21 protein-coding genes and 1 pseudogene are annotated in these 21,144 nt (G+C 37.9%); 16 read left to right on the plus strand and 6 right to left on the minus strand.

Translation table 11 applies throughout. The annotated features are described in order from the left end of the window. Positions 1 to 79: 79 nt before the first annotated feature. The 6 genes from CD05_RS0103180 to CD05_RS19430 form a co-directional block, all read right to left on the minus strand. Positions 80 to 757, minus strand: a complete 678-nt coding sequence (locus CD05_RS0103180) for a DUF4367 domain-containing protein (RefSeq protein WP_028509274.1) — start codon at positions 755 to 757, stop codon at positions 80 to 82. Next, a complete protein-coding gene (locus tag CD05_RS0103185; RefSeq protein WP_028509275.1) occupies positions 750 to 1,286 on the minus strand; it encodes an RNA polymerase sigma factor in 537 nt (178 codons plus the stop codon). Before CD05_RS0103185 ends, CD05_RS0103180 begins: the two co-directional genes overlap by 8 nt. A 155-nt stretch (positions 1,287 to 1,441) precedes the next feature. Then, positions 1,442 to 1,867: a hypothetical protein gene (locus tag CD05_RS0103190; protein WP_028509276.1), complete on the minus strand. Its 426-nt coding sequence runs from the start codon at positions 1,865 to 1,867 to the stop codon at positions 1,442 to 1,444. An 82-nt stretch (positions 1,868 to 1,949) separates the two neighbouring features. Then, complete coding sequence (locus CD05_RS17265) at positions 1,950 to 2,438, minus strand: DUF4367 domain-containing protein (RefSeq protein ID WP_198021564.1); 489 nt, start codon at positions 2,436 to 2,438, stop codon at positions 1,950 to 1,952. A 53-nt stretch (positions 2,439 to 2,491) separates the two neighbouring features. After that, a complete protein-coding gene (locus CD05_RS21270) occupies positions 2,492 to 2,626 on the minus strand; it encodes a hypothetical protein (RefSeq protein ID WP_278244759.1) in 135 nt (44 codons plus the stop codon). Beyond that, the gene (locus tag CD05_RS19430) at positions 2,619 to 3,152 is read right to left on the minus strand and encodes a sigma-70 family RNA polymerase sigma factor (protein ID WP_051588794.1); all 534 of its coding nucleotides are present in this window, start codon (positions 3,150 to 3,152) and stop codon (positions 2,619 to 2,621) included. The genes CD05_RS21270 and CD05_RS19430 overlap by 8 nt, the downstream gene beginning before the upstream one ends. A 218-nt stretch (positions 3,153 to 3,370) precedes the next feature. Between CD05_RS19430 and CD05_RS19435 the strand changes: the two genes are divergently transcribed. The 16 genes and pseudogenes from CD05_RS19435 to CD05_RS17305 all read left to right on the plus strand — a co-directional run bounded on the left by CD05_RS19435 (position 3,371) and on the right by CD05_RS17305 (position 21,022). Continuing rightward, positions 3,371 to 3,703: a helix-turn-helix transcriptional regulator gene (locus tag CD05_RS19435; RefSeq protein ID WP_051588795.1), complete on the plus strand. Its 333-nt coding sequence runs from the start codon at positions 3,371 to 3,373 to the stop codon at positions 3,701 to 3,703. 208 nt (positions 3,704 to 3,911) lie between these two features. Continuing rightward, positions 3,912 to 4,399, plus strand: a pseudogene (tnpA, locus tag CD05_RS17280) (IS200/IS605 family transposase). Positions 4,400 to 4,856: 457 nt separating this feature from the next. Next, positions 4,857 to 5,822, plus strand: coding sequence for a caspase family protein (locus CD05_RS0103220; protein ID WP_028509277.1), 966 nt, complete (start codon positions 4,857 to 4,859; stop codon positions 5,820 to 5,822). Positions 5,823 to 5,838: 16 nt separating this feature from the next. Further along, the gene (locus tag CD05_RS0103225) at positions 5,839 to 6,318 is read left to right on the plus strand and encodes a toll/interleukin-1 receptor domain-containing protein (protein WP_028509278.1); all 480 of its coding nucleotides are present in this window, start codon (positions 5,839 to 5,841) and stop codon (positions 6,316 to 6,318) included. A 16-nt stretch (positions 6,319 to 6,334) separates the two neighbouring features. Next, entirely contained in the window at positions 6,335 to 6,736 is a 402-nt protein-coding gene (locus CD05_RS0103230) for a TIR domain-containing protein (protein ID WP_028509279.1), read from the plus strand. A 341-nt stretch (positions 6,737 to 7,077) separates the two neighbouring features. Next, positions 7,078 to 9,798 carry an ATP-dependent RecD-like DNA helicase gene (locus CD05_RS0103235; RefSeq protein ID WP_028509280.1) on the plus strand — a complete coding sequence of 907 codons (2,721 nt, stop codon included), beginning with the start codon at positions 7,078 to 7,080 and terminating at the stop codon, positions 9,796 to 9,798. 61 nt (positions 9,799 to 9,859) lie between these two features. Next, positions 9,860 to 10,834: a WYL domain-containing protein gene (locus CD05_RS0103240; RefSeq protein ID WP_028509281.1), complete on the plus strand. Its 975-nt coding sequence runs from the start codon at positions 9,860 to 9,862 to the stop codon at positions 10,832 to 10,834. A 195-nt stretch (positions 10,835 to 11,029) separates the two neighbouring features. After that, positions 11,030 to 11,560 (plus strand): DUF1492 domain-containing protein, encoded by a 531-nt coding sequence (locus CD05_RS19440; RefSeq protein ID WP_051588796.1) that lies wholly within the window; start codon positions 11,030 to 11,032, stop codon positions 11,558 to 11,560. Between the two features lie 456 nt (positions 11,561 to 12,016). After that, positions 12,017 to 12,523, plus strand: coding sequence for a hypothetical protein (locus CD05_RS0103250; protein ID WP_028509282.1), 507 nt, complete (start codon positions 12,017 to 12,019; stop codon positions 12,521 to 12,523). Positions 12,524 to 12,643: 120 nt separating this feature from the next. After that, complete coding sequence (locus CD05_RS0103255; RefSeq protein WP_028509283.1) at positions 12,644 to 14,020, plus strand: DUF3801 domain-containing protein; 1,377 nt, start codon at positions 12,644 to 12,646, stop codon at positions 14,018 to 14,020. A 137-nt stretch (positions 14,021 to 14,157) separates the two neighbouring features. After that, the gene (locus CD05_RS17290) at positions 14,158 to 16,275 is read left to right on the plus strand and encodes a VirD4-like conjugal transfer protein, CD1115 family (RefSeq protein WP_051588797.1); all 2,118 of its coding nucleotides are present in this window, start codon (positions 14,158 to 14,160) and stop codon (positions 16,273 to 16,275) included. Further along, positions 16,262 to 16,711 (plus strand): hypothetical protein, encoded by a 450-nt coding sequence (locus CD05_RS19445; RefSeq protein ID WP_051588798.1) that lies wholly within the window; start codon positions 16,262 to 16,264, stop codon positions 16,709 to 16,711. Before CD05_RS17290 ends, CD05_RS19445 begins: the two co-directional genes overlap by 14 nt. A 31-nt stretch (positions 16,712 to 16,742) precedes the next feature. After that, positions 16,743 to 17,540 (plus strand): hypothetical protein, encoded by a 798-nt coding sequence (locus tag CD05_RS0103270; protein WP_028509284.1) that lies wholly within the window; start codon positions 16,743 to 16,745, stop codon positions 17,538 to 17,540. Positions 17,541 to 17,608: 68 nt separating this feature from the next. Next, a complete protein-coding gene (locus CD05_RS21275) occupies positions 17,609 to 17,737 on the plus strand; it encodes a hypothetical protein (RefSeq protein WP_278244760.1) in 129 nt (42 codons plus the stop codon). Next, a complete protein-coding gene (locus CD05_RS19450) occupies positions 17,715 to 18,104 on the plus strand; it encodes a PrgI family protein (protein WP_051588799.1) in 390 nt (129 codons plus the stop codon). The genes CD05_RS21275 and CD05_RS19450 overlap by 23 nt, the downstream gene beginning before the upstream one ends. Before the next feature lie 134 nt (positions 18,105 to 18,238). Beyond that, a complete protein-coding gene (locus CD05_RS17305) occupies positions 18,239 to 21,022 on the plus strand; it encodes a VirB4-like conjugal transfer ATPase, CD1110 family (RefSeq protein ID WP_242841224.1) in 2,784 nt (927 codons plus the stop codon). Positions 21,023 to 21,144 lie beyond the last annotated feature (122 nt).

The raw sequence follows: 21,144 nt of genomic DNA on the forward strand, positions 1-21,144 counted from the left end.
TATTAAAAGCATTAACCGCTTTCATATACTATGACTTTTTGAAGGTCTCATTTCTGACAGTTATTTTATCAAAACTACACTATTCTACTTTTTGCACAGTTTCTGCCATGCTGATTAGTTCATCTTTACCAATATTAGAACTAATTTTAATCATATAATCACCATTATCCCATATTAAATGATTATAATTGTGATTATCTGTATAGAACATTGCTTCGTATCCGTTTATTTCGACTGTGATGGTTTTAGCATTCTCTGTGTTTATCGCAATATCGAATTCATTTTTTGTGAATTGAGAGAAATCTATAATCCTATTGTTACTGCTTTTATATGTTATATTATATGAAACGTCATCTTTTTCTTCATAAGTAACCGAATAATCCTTTATCAGTTCTTGCGATATACCATAAATATCTTTGATAGTTTCAGGGACACTGCTATCTTCATCATTTGATCTTACAACAGAATACTTTTCAAATGTATTAACGATAAATGATTTAAAAGCCTCTCTGAATGACGCCACGCTCATAACAGTTGTAAATGAAGCGATAAGTATGATCCCGATAATACAGGCAGCACGCTTTGCGGCGGTATTGATCATCATATAGTATGGCTTGCTCCTTCGCTTGACGAGCTTATCCATACGCTTTTCAAACCCCTTTGAAAATGTATGCTCGTTTTCTACCTGCGGCAGCATATCATCATATTCGGGAGTAAGTGCATCAAATATTGCTCTTTTGTAATTGCTTTCATTCATCTTGATCACCCTTTTCAAGCAGCTTTTTTAGTAACATTCTTGCTCTTGATACTCGCTTATAAACAGTATCATCAGATATTTTTAGAGTTTTAGCTGTCGCCTTTGTGCCTATATCCAGAAGATCATATAGATAAATAATGTCCTTATACTTTTGCGGCAGCTTTTTTATTGCATCATAAAGATCATCATATTCATAGCTGTCAAAATAACTTGAATCAATTATTTCTTCTAAAGGAGTATCATCTTTCTTTTCAAGGCTCTTTTTATTCTTATTATATCTGTCTATTGCGTTGTTCCTATTTATTATGACTATGTAGGCACGCATTTTCTGACGATTTTTTTGTGAAATTTCTGTAAAGCTATCAGCGACTTTCAAAAAGGTGTCTTCGACAACATCTTCGGCGTCCTCGGGATTCTTAACAATGGAAAGTGCATCAAGGTAGAGTGACTGCTTAAAATCCTCATATATTTCTTTAAACTTGTTTCTGTCATTGTCTGTTTCAATGACAGACATATATACTATCATCATTTTGTCACTTCCTATTAGTATTTTATATTGTATCATATAAGCCGAATTTTTGCAAGTATACTTATTATTTTTAATTATGACATAACAAAGCACAGCTTAGTATAAACTGAGCTGTGCTTTTATAGCATAATAAATCAATATAGGATCATTCAGACTTAGCAGGTGCAGGTATTACTATACTTTGTTATAGTCTCATAGTCGTCACCACTGTATACCTTTGCAATGGTCTTGAGACGATATGTGCCGCTTTGTAAGTCAGATTTCTGAGTTGAATATATTGCAATATATGTATTATAGGTATTTATAAAATACACTTTATTAGACCATGATGACCCATTTTTCTTTTGGAGTATTTGTTCAATCCTAATTTTTGTTGTTACATCAGGATATCCCATTACAGTACTTAAACATGAAGCTGTATTATTTGATATAGATAAATAATTACTTATCTGTCGAGTATAAATATACTCTTCTGTTGTTATTTCGTCTTCATGTGTATCATATTCACCTTCTGCGAATGCTGCCGAACCACAATTAAAAACCAAGACTAATGATAAAATCGCTGAAATGATCTTTTTCATAATATAATCACCCTTCAAAATAAAAAATGGCAGAGATTAATCTCTACCATTATTAACAGCTTAATTATATTATATGTAAGAATCAGCCTTTAGCTTTTGTTGAATTGCATAAATTGAGCGACGATTCTTTGTCTAAATTGCTTGTCATTTCAAATATGTAATAACCATTATCCCAAATGTATGTTGTATCTTTGTCTGATTCAATAATTAAGTATTCCTGTCCGTTATAAGTGGTTTTAAACTCATTAAGATGGTTGTCATAATTAGTTTCATACTCTGTTTTAGTTTCTTGAGTAAACAAAATATAATCTCCATTATTATTAGAATAAAATACAGATAAGGCTACATTTGATAAACCATACTGAGTCTGATTGAATCCTTCCGGCAACTCAGAAATATAATACTCTTCCTCTATCGTATCCGGATAACCTGTATCAGTCCCACTTTCGGTTGAGACAATAGTATAATCAGAGAATGCTTTCATAATAAAGTCGAAAATCGCTTCACGAATAGCTTTTACACTTAACGCAGAAGCGGACAGTATTATTATAGTCGCAATAATACAAGCCACTCTTCGTCCTGTGGTACAGATAAGCATAAAGTAAGGCTTTTTCTGATTCTTTATCAGTTTGGCCATTCGTTTATTATGTTTTCACTAAAGATGTGTGGTTCCTCGTCTTCAAGCTCCTTCATTTCTTCTTCAAATCTCTCATTGAATACTTCCTGAATGGCTTGTAAAACAAGAGGGTTTTCAAACATTTTGTTCTCCTTCCGCTGATAACAGCTTTTGCAGATTGTTCTTAGCAGTCCAATGCCTTTGCTTGGCGGCGGCATAGCTTATACCGAAAGAATCGGCTATTGTTTTGTATTCTATCCCTCGAATATCCTTCCAATATATTATTTCCAGATCTGTCTTATTTAATTGGTTAGCTATTTCTTTTAACTCGATAAGCTTTAATTCTGAAAAGCTATTGCTTGATAGTATTGTATCATCATAAGAAATGCTTTCTCTCGAAATCTTCTCTTTTTTAATTATGTTGACTGCCCTGTTCCTAATACTACTAACAATATATTTGCTCTGTTCGTCAGTGTTTAATTTATTAACTTTTTGAAAATTTCGAGCAATGGCAAGAAAAACCTCAGAAACGCAATCCTCAGCGAGTGTACTGTCCTTTATTATTCTATATGCCGTTTTATAGGCTTTATCCTTGTTTGACTCATATAGTTTTTCAAAAGCCGGAATATCGCTTTCATCGACCAAGTCCATGAATATTATTGGCAGCATTACTATACCTCCATGTTAATAATTGTAAGATTTACTGTTATTCTACTGATTATATCACAACGGTAATAATAAGTAAATATAAAAGCAATCATAGATGTGGTAATTATTGAATTGATTTTATTATCCTACTGATACGTTATCAAGAGAGTGATTTTAGGTTATACTATAATTATACTATTTTTAATGTATCCTCAATTAGTTATTGGGTAGGTGATATTATGGAGTTTAAAGATGCGTTGTATTATTGGCGTAAGAAAAAGAATACTAGTAAATATAGATTATCCGATTTGTCAGGTATAAGTGTGGCACATTTAAGAAATCTGGAAAATGGTATCAAGCAGCCGAATTTCTCTACAATTGTGATCATAGCGGACGCTTTAAACCTGTCTTTAGCAGAGTTTTTCAATATAGATGATTCCGGTATGTTATATTATTCTGAAAAGGATAAAAAGCTAATAGAACTATTCAGACGTATGTCAAAAGACAAGGGCCAGCTTCTTTTGGATTATATTGAAAAAGCTCTTGATCTGGAGGAAGAGATAAAGAGCTGATCAATGCAATTATATGTATGTATTAAAGCCGTAGATGAAATCTGCGGCTTTTTGTTATTGGCAGTTTTAGCGTAAATAACCCCCCGGTTCTACCGGGGGGACATAAAAAAGCTTCAGCGAGCGCTTTGAAATAACCTCCGAATATGATAAAATAGTAGTGGCTTGGCGACCGCATTACTAAATTAAAATAAACGGAGGTTATAAACTAATGAAAAACGAAATAAAACATCTATCCCATTCAAATTACAGATGCCAGTATCACATAGTGTTTGCACCCAAATACCGCAGAAAGGTGATATATGGACAGCTAAAGGCAGACATAGGACAAATACTGAGAAAACTGTGTGAACAGAAAGTCGTGGAGATATTGGAAGCCAAAGCAATGCCAGACCATATCCATATGTTGGTGAGCATACCGCCATATATAAGTATAGCACAGTTTATGGGATGATATCTTGGCTAAATAAATTTAGCCCGGGCAAGAGTACCCTGATGATATTTGACAGGCACGCAAATTTGAAATATAAGTATGGTAGCCGACATTTTTGGTGCAGAGGATAATATGTTGACACCGTGGGGCGCAATGAAAAAGTCATACGAGAATACATATAGAATCAAACCGAAGAAGATCATATGCAATATCAGATGAGCCTAAAGGAATTTATGGACCCGTTTACGGGTAGTAAGACCAAGTAGGCAAAAAAGAACAGCAGCTTTGCGGCTGCCTGTGAATGTAATGCGGTGCTAAACCCTCGGCGCCCCTTGAGGGGCTAAGCCAGTAATAGCCCCTTTTAGGGGCAGAGCAAACCACCGCTTTAGTGGTAGTTATGATTATGTAAAGAATACAAGATGAAATTAGAGATACTTCAATGAATACTACGAATCTGAGTTTTATATTCTGTGTATTATAGGTATTTATAGTTGAAGTCAAAACAATACTATTATTGATAAAAGATTTTACATTATTGCCTATATGAATCACCTTATGATGTCATTGTAAACAAACAATCTTTACTGGAATTGTGTATTTATACAATTTTTGTTGCTTGCTTCTTACTTTTGTTATAAGATTCTTGTTAAAAATTTATAGGGAGTTAGTAAAGAATACGAGAGAATGCGTAAATAGAACTATTTGATTTCAGGAGGTTAGACTATGAGAAAAGCATTAATTGTTGGTATAAATGATTATCCAGGTTCCCATCTAGATGGCTGCGAAAACGATGCCATAGAAATATCCAGACTCTTGCAAAAGCATGATGATGGATCGAGAAATTTTGATATAAAAACAGATTTGTCAATACAAACCAAAGGAGAACTAAAAGGAAAAATCAAAGCTCTATTCTCAGGCGGAAATGATATTGAACTACTATACTTTTCAGGACATGGTCATTGTGATAAAACAGGGGGTTATCTTGTTACACCTGATTATGCTATAAATGATTGGGGAGTATCAATGAAAGATATCCTTAAGATGGCTAATGATTCAAGTAGTACCAATAGAATAGTGATATTTGATTGTTGTTACTCAGGTAGTATGGGTACATCACCAATTAATCAAAGCATTAGTGAAATAGGAAAAGGTGTAACGATTCTTACTTCGAGTAGAGATACAGAGATTTCTGAAGAAATAGATGGACATGGAGTATTCACTGCACTATTGTTAGAAGCTTTGAAAGGCGGTGCAGCTAATATATTGGGAGATATAACTCCTGGCAGTATTTACGCATATATTGATCAATCATTAGGCACATGGCACCAGAGACCAATTTTTAAAACCAATATTTCAAAGTTTGTTTCTCTTAGAAAGGCTAAGTCGAGAGTTTCATTTGATGATCTAAAGATGCTTCTGAAGTGCTTTGATAATGAAAATAGTGTATTCAGCTTAGACCCTTCTTTTGAATTTACAAATAAACCTGATTATGAAAACAAAACTATTAAACCATATGCGGATGATGATAATGTCAATACTTTCAAAGTGCTACAAAGGCTTGAAAGCGTTGATATTGTTGAGCCTGTCAAAGAGGAGCATATGTACTTTGCAGCAATGAAGTCAGGTGGTTGTAGACTTACACCGATTGGAAAGTATTACTGGAAATTACTGGTCAATAATCGTATATAGTAGATGAGGAGGTATTATGAAAGTATTTATTTCACATAAACAAGAAGATTCGTCGATTGCACAAGGCATTCAAATGGCATTAAAGGGATATGGGGTTGATACTTATTTGGATTTGCTGGATGATACACTTATTGGAAATGGAAAACAGTTGACTGAACATATTCGTGCGAAAATGGGAGAGTGTTCAGATGTGTTTGTTGTGATGTCTAAGAATACAAAAGACTCTTGGTGGGTTCCTTTTGAAATAGGTATAGCTTCAGAAAAAACAATACCTATAGCTAATTATCTTGTATCGTCTGTTTCTTTACCAGAATATCTTGATTATTGGCCAAGACTTAAGGATGGAAATGATATTTATAAATATATTATGGTGCGTGGAAGGGTTTCTGAATCTTACGAAAGAACAAGAGTTTTATTTGAATCAGTTAGTTCAGAATTAAAAGAAATGGAAGTTCAAGAGTTTTATCAAGAACTAAAGAAAGAACTAAACAGATAATAAATGGAGGTAAAAAATGATATACAATCTTTTTATTAGTCATTCCTGGTCATATAGCAAAATGTACAATGAGTTACTTGATCTCCTAGATGAAGATCCTTTTTTTGAGTACAAGAATTATTCTGTTCCCAAAGATGATCCTATACATAATGCCCCTAATGAACAATTATTAAAAGCTGCAATTAGAGAGCAAATGTCTCATGCAAGTTGTGTATTAATATTGGCAGGTGTCTACGCAACATACAGTAAATGGATCAATATTGAGATGGATCTTGCTAAGAAAGGTTTTACACATCCTAAAAGAATAATCGCAGTTGAACCTTGGGGATCTGAGCGAACATCTTGGGTTGTTAAAAGTAAGGCTGACAGTATAGTTAGATGGCAGAGTAAGTCAATTATCAATGCGATTAAGAGGTAATTATTTATTATAAAATTGGTAATTATAGTTTTGATTAGTAAGCTATTTTTTTATTACTGTTAATGATATATTATGATATAGAATAAGAATCCCTGAAGTAGAATGATTTGTTAATTGCTATTACAGGGATTCATAGTATTTAATGATATAATTCATTATGATATAGGTAAAAGATTGAATCCATTTGAGACTAGCAAAATGAACGTTCAATGTTTTTTAGATAAATGTGTAAATCTAAGAAACAAATATATGATATATATATTATAAATTATTAGTTATTTAGTATTAATAATACTAATAGTGAGATTAAGAATGATTTACAGATGCTAAGGGAGAATTATATGTTAAGGATAGATAAAGCAATTCTTGATGCTGATGCTGTAATATGTAAGAACATTTCTAAATTTGATGATTCAGAAAGAGGTTTATTATCACAAAATATTCTTTCACAGCTTCGAAATCTTGTTGAGTATATTGCTCAGAAAGTATATTCTAATGGTCAAGATTCAGATCCAAATGATTATAGAATAAAAATAGATGCATTGGACTTCATAAAAACAAAGGGGCAATTACGTTTCTTATCAAGTTTTCATGTGTTATTGCAAAAGTCGGTTTCCCATTATACTTTTGATGAAGGTGGATCTGAAAGGTTGATGCTTAAGTATTATGAGCATCTGTTAAAGATAAAGGAATTCTTGAGGGCAAACTATAATATAGAAGTTTTAAGGAATATAGATGATTTCCCATTAAACCTTGACCCTCAACTATCTGAATACTATCAAAAGATTAGTGAAAGAATTAAAGTCCCAAGTCAATATGCGTATAAAGATCAATATGATGATAGAGTATATATACAGAAGAAAAAAGCTTTTTTTATAGGAAGTCAAATATTCTACGAAGTGACATTTACTATTGCAGATGATAATGTGAGTAAATTTGATAGGGTGATTTGTTTCACGAATCTAGATATATTCGATAATTATGCTGTTAAGCTATCATTACATAATGATACAATTAATGTAATGGGTAAATCAATGCCAATAAAAGTTATTGATTCATGGAAAGTATCAATACGTCAATGTGAATTTAATAATTTTGCTAGAATACTTGGTGATAATGAAAAAAGAGTCAATACAAAACAGAAAGAATATTCTTCATTAATGGATCATATATCAGAGAATCATCAAAGTTTAGTGGATTTAATTGCATCCTCAGATGATTATTATGAATACATAAAGCAAAAATGCACGGAGAATTCCCAAACGACACCAATATTTGATGTTCTTGATTCTGCACGAAGTATTATAAACAACAATCATTCAGGATCAAATGTTTTGCGTTATTTGCTTAATAATATGAATAATAGAATCATCAAAAAACAGTATAATGTTGAGACATGTCCTTATTTATCTGATTTGAACTTATGTTGGGGGTGTATTCCCTTTGACAAAATGCCTTATACAACGTCTCTTGTTAATCACAATCCTAAGCTTTATGATTTATTTGATTGTATTGATACTACAGGGCGTGATCATGAGTTTTTAGCTAGAATAATAACGAATAATACTGAACAAAATGGAGTATTATTCACCCCAAAGAATGATTTATCTCGTTTTGATGATATTCAAGAATTAATCAATAAGTATAATTCAAAGTTGTATTATAAGCATTCTCATCGTAACCTATTAACCTATAAAGATTATGTATATATTAAAGGATTTGCAGATGATACATCAGAAATAATAGAAAGAATCATAGAACTATCTCAAAACGGTGTTGATGATTATAAAGAGTTTGTTACATCATGGTTGATTAGTAACCCGGAGTATGTTATTGATTGTAAAGAAAAACTTCAGGCATTAGAGAGCATGTTTGAAAACTCTAATGTCTCATTAATATATGGTTCAGCAGGAACCGGTAAATCTACTCTTATAAATCATATTTCACATTTATATGAAGATAAAAAGAAACTCTTTATTGCTAATACTAATCCAGCTGTTGATAATATGAGACGTAAAGTGACTGTTGATAAGAATAACTGTAAGTTTATGACTATAAAAAAATTCAATTCAAAGCATACTGTTTTTTCTAAATATGATATTGTTGTAATAGATGAATGTAGTACTGTAAGCAATTCTGATATGAAGGAGTTTTTAAGTAAGGCATCTTTTTCTCAGCTTGTTTTAGTTGGAGATGTATTTCAAATTGAGTCTATTCGATTCGGTAATTGGTTTAGTATAGCTCGTTGCTTTGTTCCACAGACATCGGTTACTGAATTGACTAAACCTTTTCGCACAACAGAAGAAAGCTTGTTAACCGTATGGGAGAGAGTGAGAAATCTTGATGATGCCATTTTAGAACCTATGCTAAAAGCGGGATATACAGTTAATCTTGATGATTCTATTTTTGAAAGCGTTGATAAGGATGAAATAGTTTTATGTCTCAATTATGATGGCCTTTATGGAATCAATAATATAAACAGACTATTGCAGAGTAATAACCCCAATAAAGAGTATATCTGGAGAATCAATACATATAAAATCGACGATCCTGTTCTATTTAATGAATCGGACAGATTTGCACCTTTGATTTATAATAATATGAAAGGAAGAATAGTTGGAATATCTCCGGGGGAGAATAAAATCACATTTGAAATTGAACTTGATCATATAATAAATGGATTTGAGGCCAATATGTATGGTATTAAAGTGTTAAAAGATACCTTAAATAATCATTCAGTTATTAGTTTCAGTGTAGATAAGTATAGATCTACTGATGAAGATGATCAATCCAATAATGCTATTGTACCATTTCAAGTTGCATATGCGGTTTCAATTCATAAAGCACAAGGGTTAGAGTATAGTTCTGTTAAAATAGTTATTACAAATGAAGTTGAAGAATTGATAACTCATAATATTTTTTATACAGCAATCACAAGAGCCAAACAAAGCCTAAGAATCTATTGGTCTCCGGAAACAGAAAAAAAGATATTAGAAAGCTTTTCTAAAAAGAACTATAATAGGGATGCATCACTTATTAAGACATTATATGATTTGAATTAATATTCGTTATTTGCTGATTCATGAGGAATGGTTATATGTTTTAGTATCTTTAGGAGGGTTTATGGCGGTTTCTGGTTGCAGACAATTACATATTCTAAAATATCTTTATAAGATGACGGATGAAGAACACTATTTGACTGTGCATCAAATTGTTGAGTATCTTGATTCTATTGGCTTTCATACTCATAGACAGACGATATGCTCTGATATAGATGAGCTGAACAAATGCGGTTTTGAAGTGGTTTGTGTCAAGAGCTCACAGAATAGATATCATATTAAGAATAGAGTGTTTTCAATGTCTGAGCTTACTCTTTTGATTGATGCAGTATCAGCTGCAAGAACAATTACTGTTGAGCAGAGTAATGAACTGATAAAAAAGCTATCAGGTCTTGAAAGTAAGTATAATGCTGATAAGTTGCTCAAAAATGTAGGAAAAAACTGTATCAAGTCAGAGAATCACGATATAATGGATATAATTGAGGTTATTAATCGTGGGATTGATAGTCATAAGCAGATATCATATAAGTATTATGATAATGATGAAAACCTTTTGCCCGATTATCGTTATGATGGAAAAAGTGTTAAGATAAGTCCGTATGATCTTGTATGGTTGGATGACAGATACTATCTTATTGGTTTTTCAGTTAAGCATAAAAAAGTGATTACTATTCGAGTTGATAGAATGAGTGATGTAAAGATCACAAAAGACACATGTGTTCCTTCGCCGTCCGATTATGATGTGAATTACTATATAAAACACGTTTTTAAAATGTTTGACGGTATAATGCAAAGTGTTGAGCTTAAATGCTTTTCCAAAGATGTGTATAATGCTGTTATAGACAGATTCGGTTCGGATATCTATGTACAGTCTGATGAGTCGGACAATTATATAGTTATTACTGTCAAAGCGAGTGTAAGCAAGACTTTTTACAGTTGGGTGTTTCAGTTTGACGATGATATAGAGATACTCTCTCCCAAAACTGTCAGACTTGAGTACAAAAAGATTTGTCAAGGGATTCTTAAGCAGTATAAGTAAGTGGGAGATATTATTCTCTTTTAAAATGTTTTTTGCCTCTGGTGATGTAAAAAGACATCACCAGAGGCTTTTTATTTTTTTCTGGCTATTGACACAAATAGAACATATGTAGTAAAATGATGATACAGAAAGAGATGTCTCGCAAGACTTTGTGTGTGAAAATATGGGCGTTTTATTGTGAAACGGAGGACGATAATGGCATATAAATCTAAATTTATGGTATGGCTGGAGGGTCAGAGCGAGCTTATGTGTATTGATATTGAGAATAGTTATACAAAGATAAAGATCATTCTCGAACAGTACAAAGCTTTTAGCTGGACAAATAATACAGGTGTAAATCTGTTGAATATAGATGATTATGATATTTATGAACAGGTTTATGGCGAGGATAGGTTTTCATTTCTGATTGGTTATCTGTCAAATGACGATATGAGATCATTCAGAGTAAGGTTAAAGACTGCTGTTCAGACAAAGGAGTTTTCTGAGCTTATTCAAGCCGCTGTCCGAAAGGTGAAAGAATACCCGAAAATGGGTGAAGAATACTATAAGATACTCGATATGAAGTATCTGAACTATTTTGACTATAATGAAGACGATATTCTGGAACAGCTTGAAATAGAGCGCAGCACATATTACAGAAAGAAGAAGGAGGCGATGTATCTGCTGGGTTATGTTCTGTTTGGTTTTACAATACCGACGTATATCATAAAGACAAACTCGGCATGAATTCAAAAATGGTTTACAATAAGTCGCAAAAACATGCGACTTTAATGCGACTGGAATGCGACGTAATTCCTACAACATTCCTACTCGTTTGGTACTGCTTTTTGCTGCATATGATGATATAATGAGTTTACAACATTAAAGATAAACGCATTGGAATTATCCTTATGCAGCAGCTGAGCATTAAGAATATTACGGCAATAAGCCTTTCATCAGGGTGAACTGCCGACAAGGTGCGCACTTTCCTGCCCTGCGTCTTTTTGACGCAGGCAGAGGGTGTATTTTTTTGTGCCTTTTTCGACTGGTAATATATACTAATTAGTGCTCCGGTGTGTTTGATTCTGTTGAATTTAAATGCGCCGGAGTGATTCTGTGTTTAGATATGCTCACTATCCTTAGCGAAGATCTGAAATTTAAAGGACCAACAACTTTAATTTTAGATTTTCGGAGGATATAAAAATGATAATTGATAACAAGGGTTTTGTTGAGGAATATAAGAATGTATTGGATAAAGTATCTATCATCTTCAAGGCAGATAATGTCAGCGTAATAAATATCAGAGACTATTATGAGGACAACTGCTCTGAGCAGGAAACAGAAGAGGTAAGTGATAAGGTGCTTATCGAGCTTCTTGACTATAAAAGAGAAAAGGAAAGGGAAAGAAATGAAAAAAGACGTCATCATGCAGGATCGATTGATGTTCCCCATAGTATGGAGGAGTACTCAGCAGTAGACTTGGATGATAGCAACGAAAAAATCTATCTGCGTGAATGGATAAAAAACGAACTCAGTAATTGCAGCAAGGCAGTAGTAAGAAGAATGATACTTAGGTATGTCGAAAACTATTCCATAAAGGACATCGCTGAAATAGAGGCTGTTCATTATACAAGTGTGAGATGGACCTTAAATAAAGCAAAAGAAATATTGTCTAACAAATACAATTCCAGAAATGACATTACATTTTGATTTGTGCATATCCCCAAACTTTTGCATTTGCTACTAAAAAAGCGCCTCAAAGTGACCTATATAACGAAACCGCATATTTGGCGATTAGCGGTTGTATTTAAAACGAAAGGAGGAATGACCATGCACGGCGATGATGTTGCCAGCGCAGGAGTAACTGTCAGCGTTGATATTATCTCAAAGGCGAATGAGATATTACTGGAGCTTATCAAGATAAACATTGATAAGGAGCGTGACAAGGCTCAGGCGAAGGCTATGAAGGGCAAAAAGCTCAAGCTGTCAGGCGGCGAGGTCAGCTTCAAACGGCTCAAAGAGGGCGGCGAGATAGGTATGCTGCCGAGCTTTGATAAGGCTGATTTCAAGGAGCTTGTAAAAAGGGCAAAATCACTTGACATACCGCTTGCAGGCGTTCAGGAAAAGGACAAGGATAACACGCTGTCGGTGTTCTTTAATAAAAAGGATAAGGCAGCCCTTGACAGTATCGTGCGTGACATAGTACAGCAGAAACTAAACCAACCTGCACAGGCAGAAAAGATGATAACCATCGAAAAAACGCAGGTCGAGGGGTTTCAGATGTACTGTTCCGACCACGATATACCTGTCAGCTTTATGGAAACGCAGGAGGATGTCAAGTGCATTTTCAATGCGGCTTACGAGCAGCAGATCGGTCGGGCTATGGAGAACTACCGCAGGATGCAGAGCGAGCTGTCTAAAATATCAGTCGAGGTGGTAAAGGAAAAGGACAAGCCTAAGATCATTGTTACGGATATGAATGACGGCAAAAAGATCACAATGAATTTCTGCACAAAGGCAAGGCTTGAACGTATGCTTGGCGAGCGTATGGGCTTTGAGCCTTTCAAGGCGGCAGAGGTGGCGAATATCTTGGCTGACAGGCTGACCGATGAGCAGAAGCAGTTTTACTACAGCGGCTCACGAACTGTCGAGCAGCTTGAATACTTTGCAAAGGATATCCGGCTTGATGATGACAATATCCTCACCGAGAATTACAGCTTTGCAAAGATGAAGTTCAGAAATGAGGAAACTCCCAAGCTTACGATCACCGATAAGGACGGCAACTTTGTGGTGCTGTCAGGTGCGAATATCAGGCGTGAGGACGTTGAGCGTGACATTGTGAACTATCTCAAAGTCAGCGATACCGAAACGATCGCAGCGATCATGTCTAAAGCCGAAAAGCTGGGCTTTGCTGAAAAGGCTGTAACGCTGAATTTCAAGGAATACGCTATTGAGCGTGAATCTCAGAACAGCTTTACGGTAACAGGCGGTTCTACCGTTTTAAGGCTTGACCTGTCGGATAAGGACTCGGCAATAAAGCAGATGACCGATACTTTTGGTATGAGCAAAAATAAGGCTGAGAGGATAATAGGTAAGGCGAGCAAGCAGAGCGTTTCGATGAATACGCTCCAGCGTGTCAAGGCAAAGCTGCCTAAGCCCGGAAATACGCTTGACCATAAGACAAGAGACAGGGGGTCGAGAAAATAAGTCGGGAGCCAAAGAAACCGGACTTTATCACAGTAAGTATCTACTCGGCTCTCGCAGGGTTCGCTCTGTATTTTTCGGCAGCGGTCGGTGCATCATTTGATCTTGTTACCGACGAGAACGGCAAGACGAATATTGAAATGCTTTCAAAGACCTTGGACAGCACCTTAAAGAATACCGAGCTTGTATTTGAGTTTGTTAAGGCTGGAGGATATGCTGTTAAACTGCCAATGTTTACAGCATTCGGTATAGGGCTTTATGCGCTTAATAAGTACACAAGCAGAAAGAGATTTCACCGAAAGGGCGAGGAACACGGCTCGGCAAGGTGGGCGAATAAGAAGGAGATACAAAGCCTTGCGGACAAGCCTAAGAAGGTAAAGCTGCCGTTCAAGATCAAAGTACATAACTTCTTTGAACGGTTAAAGTTCTGGAAACGACGGGAACTCAGCTTTGAGCAGGACAATAACGTTGTCCTTACAAACGAAGTCAAGATGTCGCTGAATACAAGGCAGACGAGGAAAAACCTGAATGTTATGGTCATAGGCGGATCGGGGTCCGGCAAATCCCGATTTTACGTCAAGCCTAATCTTATGCAGGCAAATACCTCCTATGTCTGTACCGATCCGAAGGGTGAGCTGCTGCGGTCAACGGGTAAAATGCTTGAAAGCTACGGCTATGATATTCGGGTTTTCAACCTTATAGATATGGCTCACAGCAACAACTACAACCCCTTTGAGTACATCTATGATGTTGACGGTAATTATTCTGCAACAGCAGTAATCAAGATGGTTAATGTTCTGATGAAGAACACCTCAAAGGAAAACAGTGGCGGAGATCAGTTCTGGGACGACAGCACAAAGGCTTTGCTTGCAGCACTCTGCTTCTATTTAGTAGAGTGCGAAGATAAGTCAAGACAGAACTTTTCAGAGGTAATGAAGCTGCTGAAAAAGGCGGAGGTCAAAGAGGGCGACGAGGCATATATGTCAGACCTCGACCTCATATTCGACGCTTTGGAGGAGCCCGAAAAATATACCGAGGAGGCGGGAGGAATTGATAAGAGGGTCAAGGAGCTAAATCTGATCGACCTTGCGCAGAAAAGCCAAAAGTCTCACGAGTATATGTGCCTGAAATACTACAAGGATTTCAAAAAGGCAGCAGGAGATACGGCAAAGTCGATACTGATCTCAACGGCGGTGCGCTTGCAGGCGTTCAATATTCCCGAAGTAATGGATTTGACCTGCTGTGATAACATTCACCTTGAAACGATAGGCGACAGACCGACAGCAATGTTCATTATCATACCAAGCTCGGACGATACCTTCAATTTCTTGGCGGCGATGATGTACACTCAGCTTTTTGATGTGCTCTATGACAGGGCAAATTTCAAGTACAAAGGCAGGCTGCCCGTTCATGTCAGGTGTCTGCTTGATGAGTTTGCGAACATAGGCAATATACCGAGATTTGAGGAACTGCTGGCAACAATGCGTTCAATGGAGATCTCGGCAAATGTTATCATACAGAACTTGTCACAGCTTAAAAAGATGTACAAGGATAGCTGGGAGAATGTCTTGGGCAACTGTGACAGCCTGCTGTTCTTGGGCGGTCAGGAGCCGACAACTCTTGAACATATTTCAAAGACGCTGGGCAAGGAAACAATAGATACAAGGTCGCATAACCGCACCAGAGGAAGGCAGGGCTCGACCTCCGAAAATGACAGTATTCTTGGGCGTGAGCTTATGACGGTGGACGAGCTGAAAACTATGAAGGACAATGAGTGTATTCTTTTTGTTCGTGGCATTTATCCGTTTTTCTGCAACAAATACAAGATCGAGCGTCACCCGAATTACAAGCTGCTGGAGGATTTCAATGACGATAATGCCTACCTTATCAGCGACATAAATACGGTGAAGTTTGGTCATGAATCAGAGGACGAGAGTGATCTTCACAGTGAGCCGGTTGAAGATACCGAGCATGGAGCAGTTCCCGAAAAGATAGAAATGGTAGAAAACGAGCTTGACTGCCATGTGGAGAGTATCGACGTGGGTTCGCAGCAGCCGCATAGCCGTATTGCAGAAATGCAGGCGGCAGAGGCTTTTATGAAGAGAATGCCGAAAGTGCCGGAGGACGGACAGCCGGAGCCTGTAATCGTTGATGGTACGGAAAGCCTTGTCGCAGCAGAGCCGATGGTCACAGATAACAGCAGATATATCGAGGTGTATGAAGATAATTACCTTGATGATTTTTATGATGATTTTTAGGGAGATGATATTTACGAAGTGGATAAGAAATAAGGCGGCTCAGATAAAGGCCGCTTTCAAGGAAGATCTTACAAAGAACAGTGATCTGACGGTAGAGCAGTGTGAGAGCAAGCGTATCAGAATGGTGCGGCGTATAAGCTTTGCCGTTACATTTGGTCTTATGGCAGCAAATCTTATGGGTATTACAGCGTTTGCTGATGATTCCTCCGGCTCTTCGGGCAGTACAGAGGGTGTCGATACCTTTAACACCGTTGTGCAGTTCATCGTTGACTGGGTCGCCCGTATCGGTCTGGTGATAGGATTTATCGGTGCGATACAATTTGCTATGGGGTTCAAGGACGATTCCGCCGACGGCAAGACAAGAGGACTTATGTGCCTTGCATCGGGCTTTATAGTGTTTGCTGTAGCAAAGGCCTACGATATGTTTACTGTCTGATACCGGCTCTGTATGGAAAGGAGTTGGTGGCGTGAGTATTATAGATTGGGATACTGTCGATGAATGGCTTGATGATTGGCTTAGTATGATAAATAAGGCATTTGATAATGCTATGCAGATCTTGTTAGTGTCTCCATTTGACAGTAGTATTACAGCTATTGATACAGCACTTGCTGCTGTAGAGGGTGTAGCGCTTGTTATGGTGTCTATGTTCTTTGCTATACAGCTCTGTAACGAGGCCATGCTTCTTAGGATACAATCATACGAACAGGTTTTCAAGATATTTTTCAAGTTCATTCTGGCGAAAGTTATCGTGCAGAATGCCCGAGGTCTGATGGCTATCATATATAACAGTTTCAATACTGTGGCATCTGACCTGATAGAGGACAGCTATGGTTTTCTATCTGGCTTTACGACGAGTGACCTGCTGCCAGAGCCTGACGATGAGGGCTTTTTAGGGCTTAACTATCTTGTTAAATACTTGGAAACTATGCCCACATTACTTATTCTTATGGGTGCGTGCTGGGTAATAAACCTTATCCTCATAGGCAGGATTTTTGAGATCGTGGTATATACTGCAGTATCGCCTATTCCGCTTGCTACATTTGCAGCGGAGGGCTGGCACGATACTGCAAAGGGATTTATAAAATCGTATGCTGCGGTGTGCTTGCAGGGGTTGGTGGTGGTGCTGATGTTTTATTCTTTTTCACAGGTTGTAGATCTTCTTGGAGGAGAAAGCACAATAGGCATAACAATAGTTGCCCTGTCTTTAGCACTCGGTGTAGCAAAATCCGGTCAGTGGGCAAGACAAGCACTTGGCTGCGTGTAGGAAGGGAGGTGAGGCTGTATGTGTAGGTATCTTGGAATCAAAGCATACTTAGTTAGGAGGGGATAAATATGTCATTCATTCTATGGCTTGCGGTGTTTATTGGTATTTTGAGTATTGGCTATACTGCCTACGGACTCGTCAAGCTGACAGACTATTTCAATGAGGTGTACGGATATGATAGAGATTCGCATACCTAAAGAAATAAAGAATTACAGGGAAAAGTTGTTTTTCGGGCTGACTCTGCGGCAAAGTATCTGTGTTGCGATTGCTCTGCTCGTATGTGTTCCAATATATATATGGGGACACCACTTTCTGCCGCAGGAGGCTATTTCCTGGATAGTTGTTTTCATAGCTGTTCCGCTTATGCTGACAGGCTTTTTCAGATATAACGATATGGCTGCCGAGCAGTTTGCTCTTGAAGTGATACATTTCTATGCTTATCCGCAGAAGCGGGTCTATTCCTATGAGCCGCCGTTTATGGAGCTTAGAAATGCGTATCTGCTGGAGGAGCTTACAGAGGAATATGCAGCTAAAGGAAAACGTTTCAAGAAGAACAGGATATAAAGGGGGCGATAGAGATTCCTAAATATAATGACAGTTCAAAGGCGGAGACGACTAAGGCGACTACTACTAAAAAGACAACCACATCGGTCGCAAAAACAGCTCAGCCAAAAACGACGACAACTAATACAACAACGGTGACAACTACTGCACCGATATATACATCGGAGCAGAGTGTCACCGAGATCATTTATGAGGGAGATGAAAGTTATGCACAGACCGGAGTATCGCAAACAACAGTTTATCCGCAGACCTCGTATTCCGGTCATATCGAAACTGCACCGCATGAGGGCGGATACTCGTCGGAAGAAGAAAAATCCGGTACAGTTTCATCGGAGGCAGGGGTAGAGGACAGTGTTTCGGAAGATAGCGAAACTGTATCTTCTGTTGCAGAGCAGCCCGTTATATCTCTGAACGTAAAGCAGGCTCAGGCATTTACCTTGCTTGCAGGCACATTTGGATTAGTGATCGCAGCAGCAGTCATTATGATGAAAATGAAGGGCAAGAAAAAAACAGCCAAAGATGACCTGTCGGCACTTACTGCCAAAGAGCGTGATGATATAAGGATCAAGGAGGAAAATAAGAAAAAGCCGAAGGAGTGGAAGCTGAAGAAAAAGCGACCTGCTCCGAGAACTGTGCAGAAAACGCTGCCTTACAGAAAAGTGTGTGATGACTACATATTCAAGGTCGATGACAACAAGTTTTCAAAGACCTACAAGTTTGAGGACATCAACTACCAGATAGCAAGACAGGACGAGCAGGAGAGCATTTTCTTGGGCTACTGCTCGGTGCTCAACAGCTTTGACACCAATGCCGATATTCAGCTTACTGTTCACAATAATAGGGTGAATAAGGCTGATTTTGATCGTATGGTGCTTATTGGTCACAAGGGCGACGGTTTTGACCATTATCGTGACGCATATAACGAAATGCTTATTGAGAAGATGGAGCAGGGGCAGAACGGTATCATCAGAAATAAATATATTACCGTCACCTTGCAGGCGGCTGATTTGGAAAATGCTCAGACAAAGTTCAACACTATTGATCTTGAATTGTTAAACGCTTTCAAGAAGATAGGCTCGGCAATTAAACCGCTGACCTCCAATGAGAGGATAGTTCTGCTAAAGGATATTTTTCGTAATGTTGATGAGGAGATACCACAGCTTACAGACAAGCATTTTAAGCGGCAGGCGGAGCGTGCCTATTGCTGCCCCGATTATCTGGAGTTCAAGAAGGACTACTTTATGTGGGGGGATAAGTATGCTCGTACCATGTTCATCAAGGATATGCCTGCAAGCCTTAAAGACAATATGCTTACGGATATTGCAAACACCAATCTTGATGTGATGATAAGTGTGAACATAGCCCCTGTTGACCCGTACAAGGCTTTGAAGATAGTAAATCATCAGCTCACATCAATGAGGGCAAATAAGCTGCAAGCTGAGAAAAAGGCGATACAGTCGGGCTACACTTCGGACGTTATCAACGAGGACTTGAAGCACTCGCTGATGGAAGCCGAGGAACTGCTTGATGACCTGAGAAGCAAGAATCAGAAGATGTTTCTTGATAACATAATCATAATGGTGACGGCAAAGGATATGGACGAGCTTGAAAGCAATACCGAGGCAATAGAAGCTGTGGTACGAAAGCACATCTGCTCGCTGTCCACGCTGAAATTTCAGCAGGAGAAAGGCTTACAGAGTGTTCTTCCTCTCGGCAACTGCACCTTGAAGATAAGACGCACACTCACTACCGAAAGCACGGCAGTGCTTATGCCGTTCAGCGGCAAGGAGATAAACCATAAAAACGGCAAATACTACGGCTTGAATGCCTTGTCGAATAATATGATACTTTTTGACCGCTTGCAGCTTAAAAATCCTAACGGCTTTATCTTAGGCTCTCCCGGCTCGGGCAAGAGCTTTAGTGCTAAGCGAGAAATGCTCAATGTGTTCTTGGCGACCGATGACGATATAATCATCATCGACCCGGAACGTGAGTACACAAATCTTGTGGCTGCTCTTGGCGGTGAAACGATCTTTGTTTCTCCGGGCAGTACGAATTACATCAATCCGCTGGATATGTCGAAAGACTATTCCGATGATGAAAGCCCTCTGGTTATGAAATCCGACTTTATTCTTTCGTTCTGCGAATGTCTTATCGGCAAGCAGGGGCTTACGGCAAAGGAGAAAGCTATTATCGACCGCTGCCTTACAATGACCTACGGTGAGTATCTTATCAAGTTTGACCCCGAAAAGCTGCCGACGCTTATGGAGTTCTATGAGAATATCAAAGCACAGCCCGAAAAGGAGGCTAAGGGTCTGGCACTTTCCTTTGAGCTTTACATCAAGGGTAATCTTAATGTGTTTGCACACCATACAAATGTTGACGTTAAAAACCGTGTGGTTTCTTACGACATAAAGGACCTTGGCAAGCAGCTTAAAACGCTGGGTATGCTGATAGTGCTTGATTATGTATGGAACAGAATAACCGTCAACAGAGCGCAGGGCAAGAGAACATGGATATACTTAGATGAAATATATCTGCTGTTTGCAAATGAGTATTCCGCTAACTTCCTCTATGAGCTTTACAAGAGAGCAAGAAAATGGGGCGGCATACCTACGGGTATAACGCAGAATGTGGAGGACTTGCTGAAATCGGAAACAGCAAGGTCAATGCTTTCAAATACCGACTTTGTTATGATGCTCAATCAGGCAACAAGCGACAGAGAGCAGCTTGCAAGGATACTGAATATCTCGGACAATCTGCTGTCCTATGTTACCAACAGCGACAGCGGACAGGGGCTTATCTGCTGCGGTGGTTCAATTATTCCATTCAGAGATAAGTTCCCGCATAATGAGCTCTATGACTTAATGACAACAAAATTATCAGAGATAGCCGAGAACGAGCACAAGAAGGAGTGATTTGAATACAGATAGAGACTAAAAGGGCAAGAGATGCACCTCAGACGAATATAGAGCGAGAGGGCATTGAGACCGGACATGAAAAGATAGGGGTCGGGAATAAGTATCATATAAAGTCGGTC

Source organism: Ruminococcus sp. NK3A76, from assembly GCF_000686125.1.
In the GTDB taxonomy this organism is placed as follows: Bacteria; Bacillota; Clostridia; order Oscillospirales; family Ruminococcaceae; genus NK3A76.

Bases quoted from the DNA above. Each gene is read 5' to 3' on its own strand.
- CD05_RS0103240 (WP_028509281.1), top strand. From the start codon at position 9,860: ATGGCGGTTTCTGGTTGCAGACAATTACATATTCTAAAATATCTTTAT.
- CD05_RS0103230 (WP_028509279.1), top strand. From the start codon at position 6,335: ATGATATACAATCTTTTTATTAGTCATTCCTGGTCATATAGCAAAATG.
- CD05_RS0103255 (WP_028509283.1), top strand. From the start codon at position 12,644: ATGCACGGCGATGATGTTGCCAGCGCAGGAGTAACTGTCAGCGTTGAT.
- CD05_RS19445 (WP_051588798.1), top strand. From the start codon at position 16,262: ATGATGATTTTTAGGGAGATGATATTTACGAAGTGGATAAGAAATAAG.
- CD05_RS21270 (WP_278244759.1), bottom strand. From the start codon at position 2,626: ATGTTTGAAAACCCTCTTGTTTTACAAGCCATTCAGGAAGTATTCAAT.
- CD05_RS0103180 (WP_028509274.1), bottom strand. From the start codon at position 757: ATGAATGAAAGCAATTACAAAAGAGCAATATTTGATGCACTTACTCCC.
- CD05_RS19430 (WP_051588794.1), bottom strand. From the start codon at position 3,152: ATGCTGCCAATAATATTCATGGACTTGGTCGATGAAAGCGATATTCCG.
- CD05_RS19450 (WP_051588799.1), top strand. From the start codon at position 17,715: ATGATAGAGATTCGCATACCTAAAGAAATAAAGAATTACAGGGAAAAG.
- CD05_RS0103190 (WP_028509276.1), bottom strand. From the start codon at position 1,867: ATGAAAAAGATCATTTCAGCGATTTTATCATTAGTCTTGGTTTTTAAT.
- CD05_RS19435 (WP_051588795.1), top strand. From the start codon at position 3,371: ATGGAGTTTAAAGATGCGTTGTATTATTGGCGTAAGAAAAAGAATACT.
- CD05_RS19440 (WP_051588796.1), top strand. From the start codon at position 11,030: ATGGCATATAAATCTAAATTTATGGTATGGCTGGAGGGTCAGAGCGAG.
- CD05_RS0103220 (WP_028509277.1), top strand. From the start codon at position 4,857: ATGAGAAAAGCATTAATTGTTGGTATAAATGATTATCCAGGTTCCCAT.
- CD05_RS21275 (WP_278244760.1), top strand. From the start codon at position 17,609: ATGTCATTCATTCTATGGCTTGCGGTGTTTATTGGTATTTTGAGTATT.
- CD05_RS0103225 (WP_028509278.1), top strand. From the start codon at position 5,839: ATGAAAGTATTTATTTCACATAAACAAGAAGATTCGTCGATTGCACAA.
- CD05_RS0103185 (WP_028509275.1), bottom strand. From the start codon at position 1,286: ATGATGATAGTATATATGTCTGTCATTGAAACAGACAATGACAGAAAC.
- CD05_RS0103235 (WP_028509280.1), top strand. From the start codon at position 7,078: ATGTTAAGGATAGATAAAGCAATTCTTGATGCTGATGCTGTAATATGT.
- CD05_RS0103250 (WP_028509282.1), top strand. From the start codon at position 12,017: ATGATAATTGATAACAAGGGTTTTGTTGAGGAATATAAGAATGTATTG.
- CD05_RS17290 (WP_051588797.1), top strand. From the start codon at position 14,158: ATGCTTTCAAAGACCTTGGACAGCACCTTAAAGAATACCGAGCTTGTA.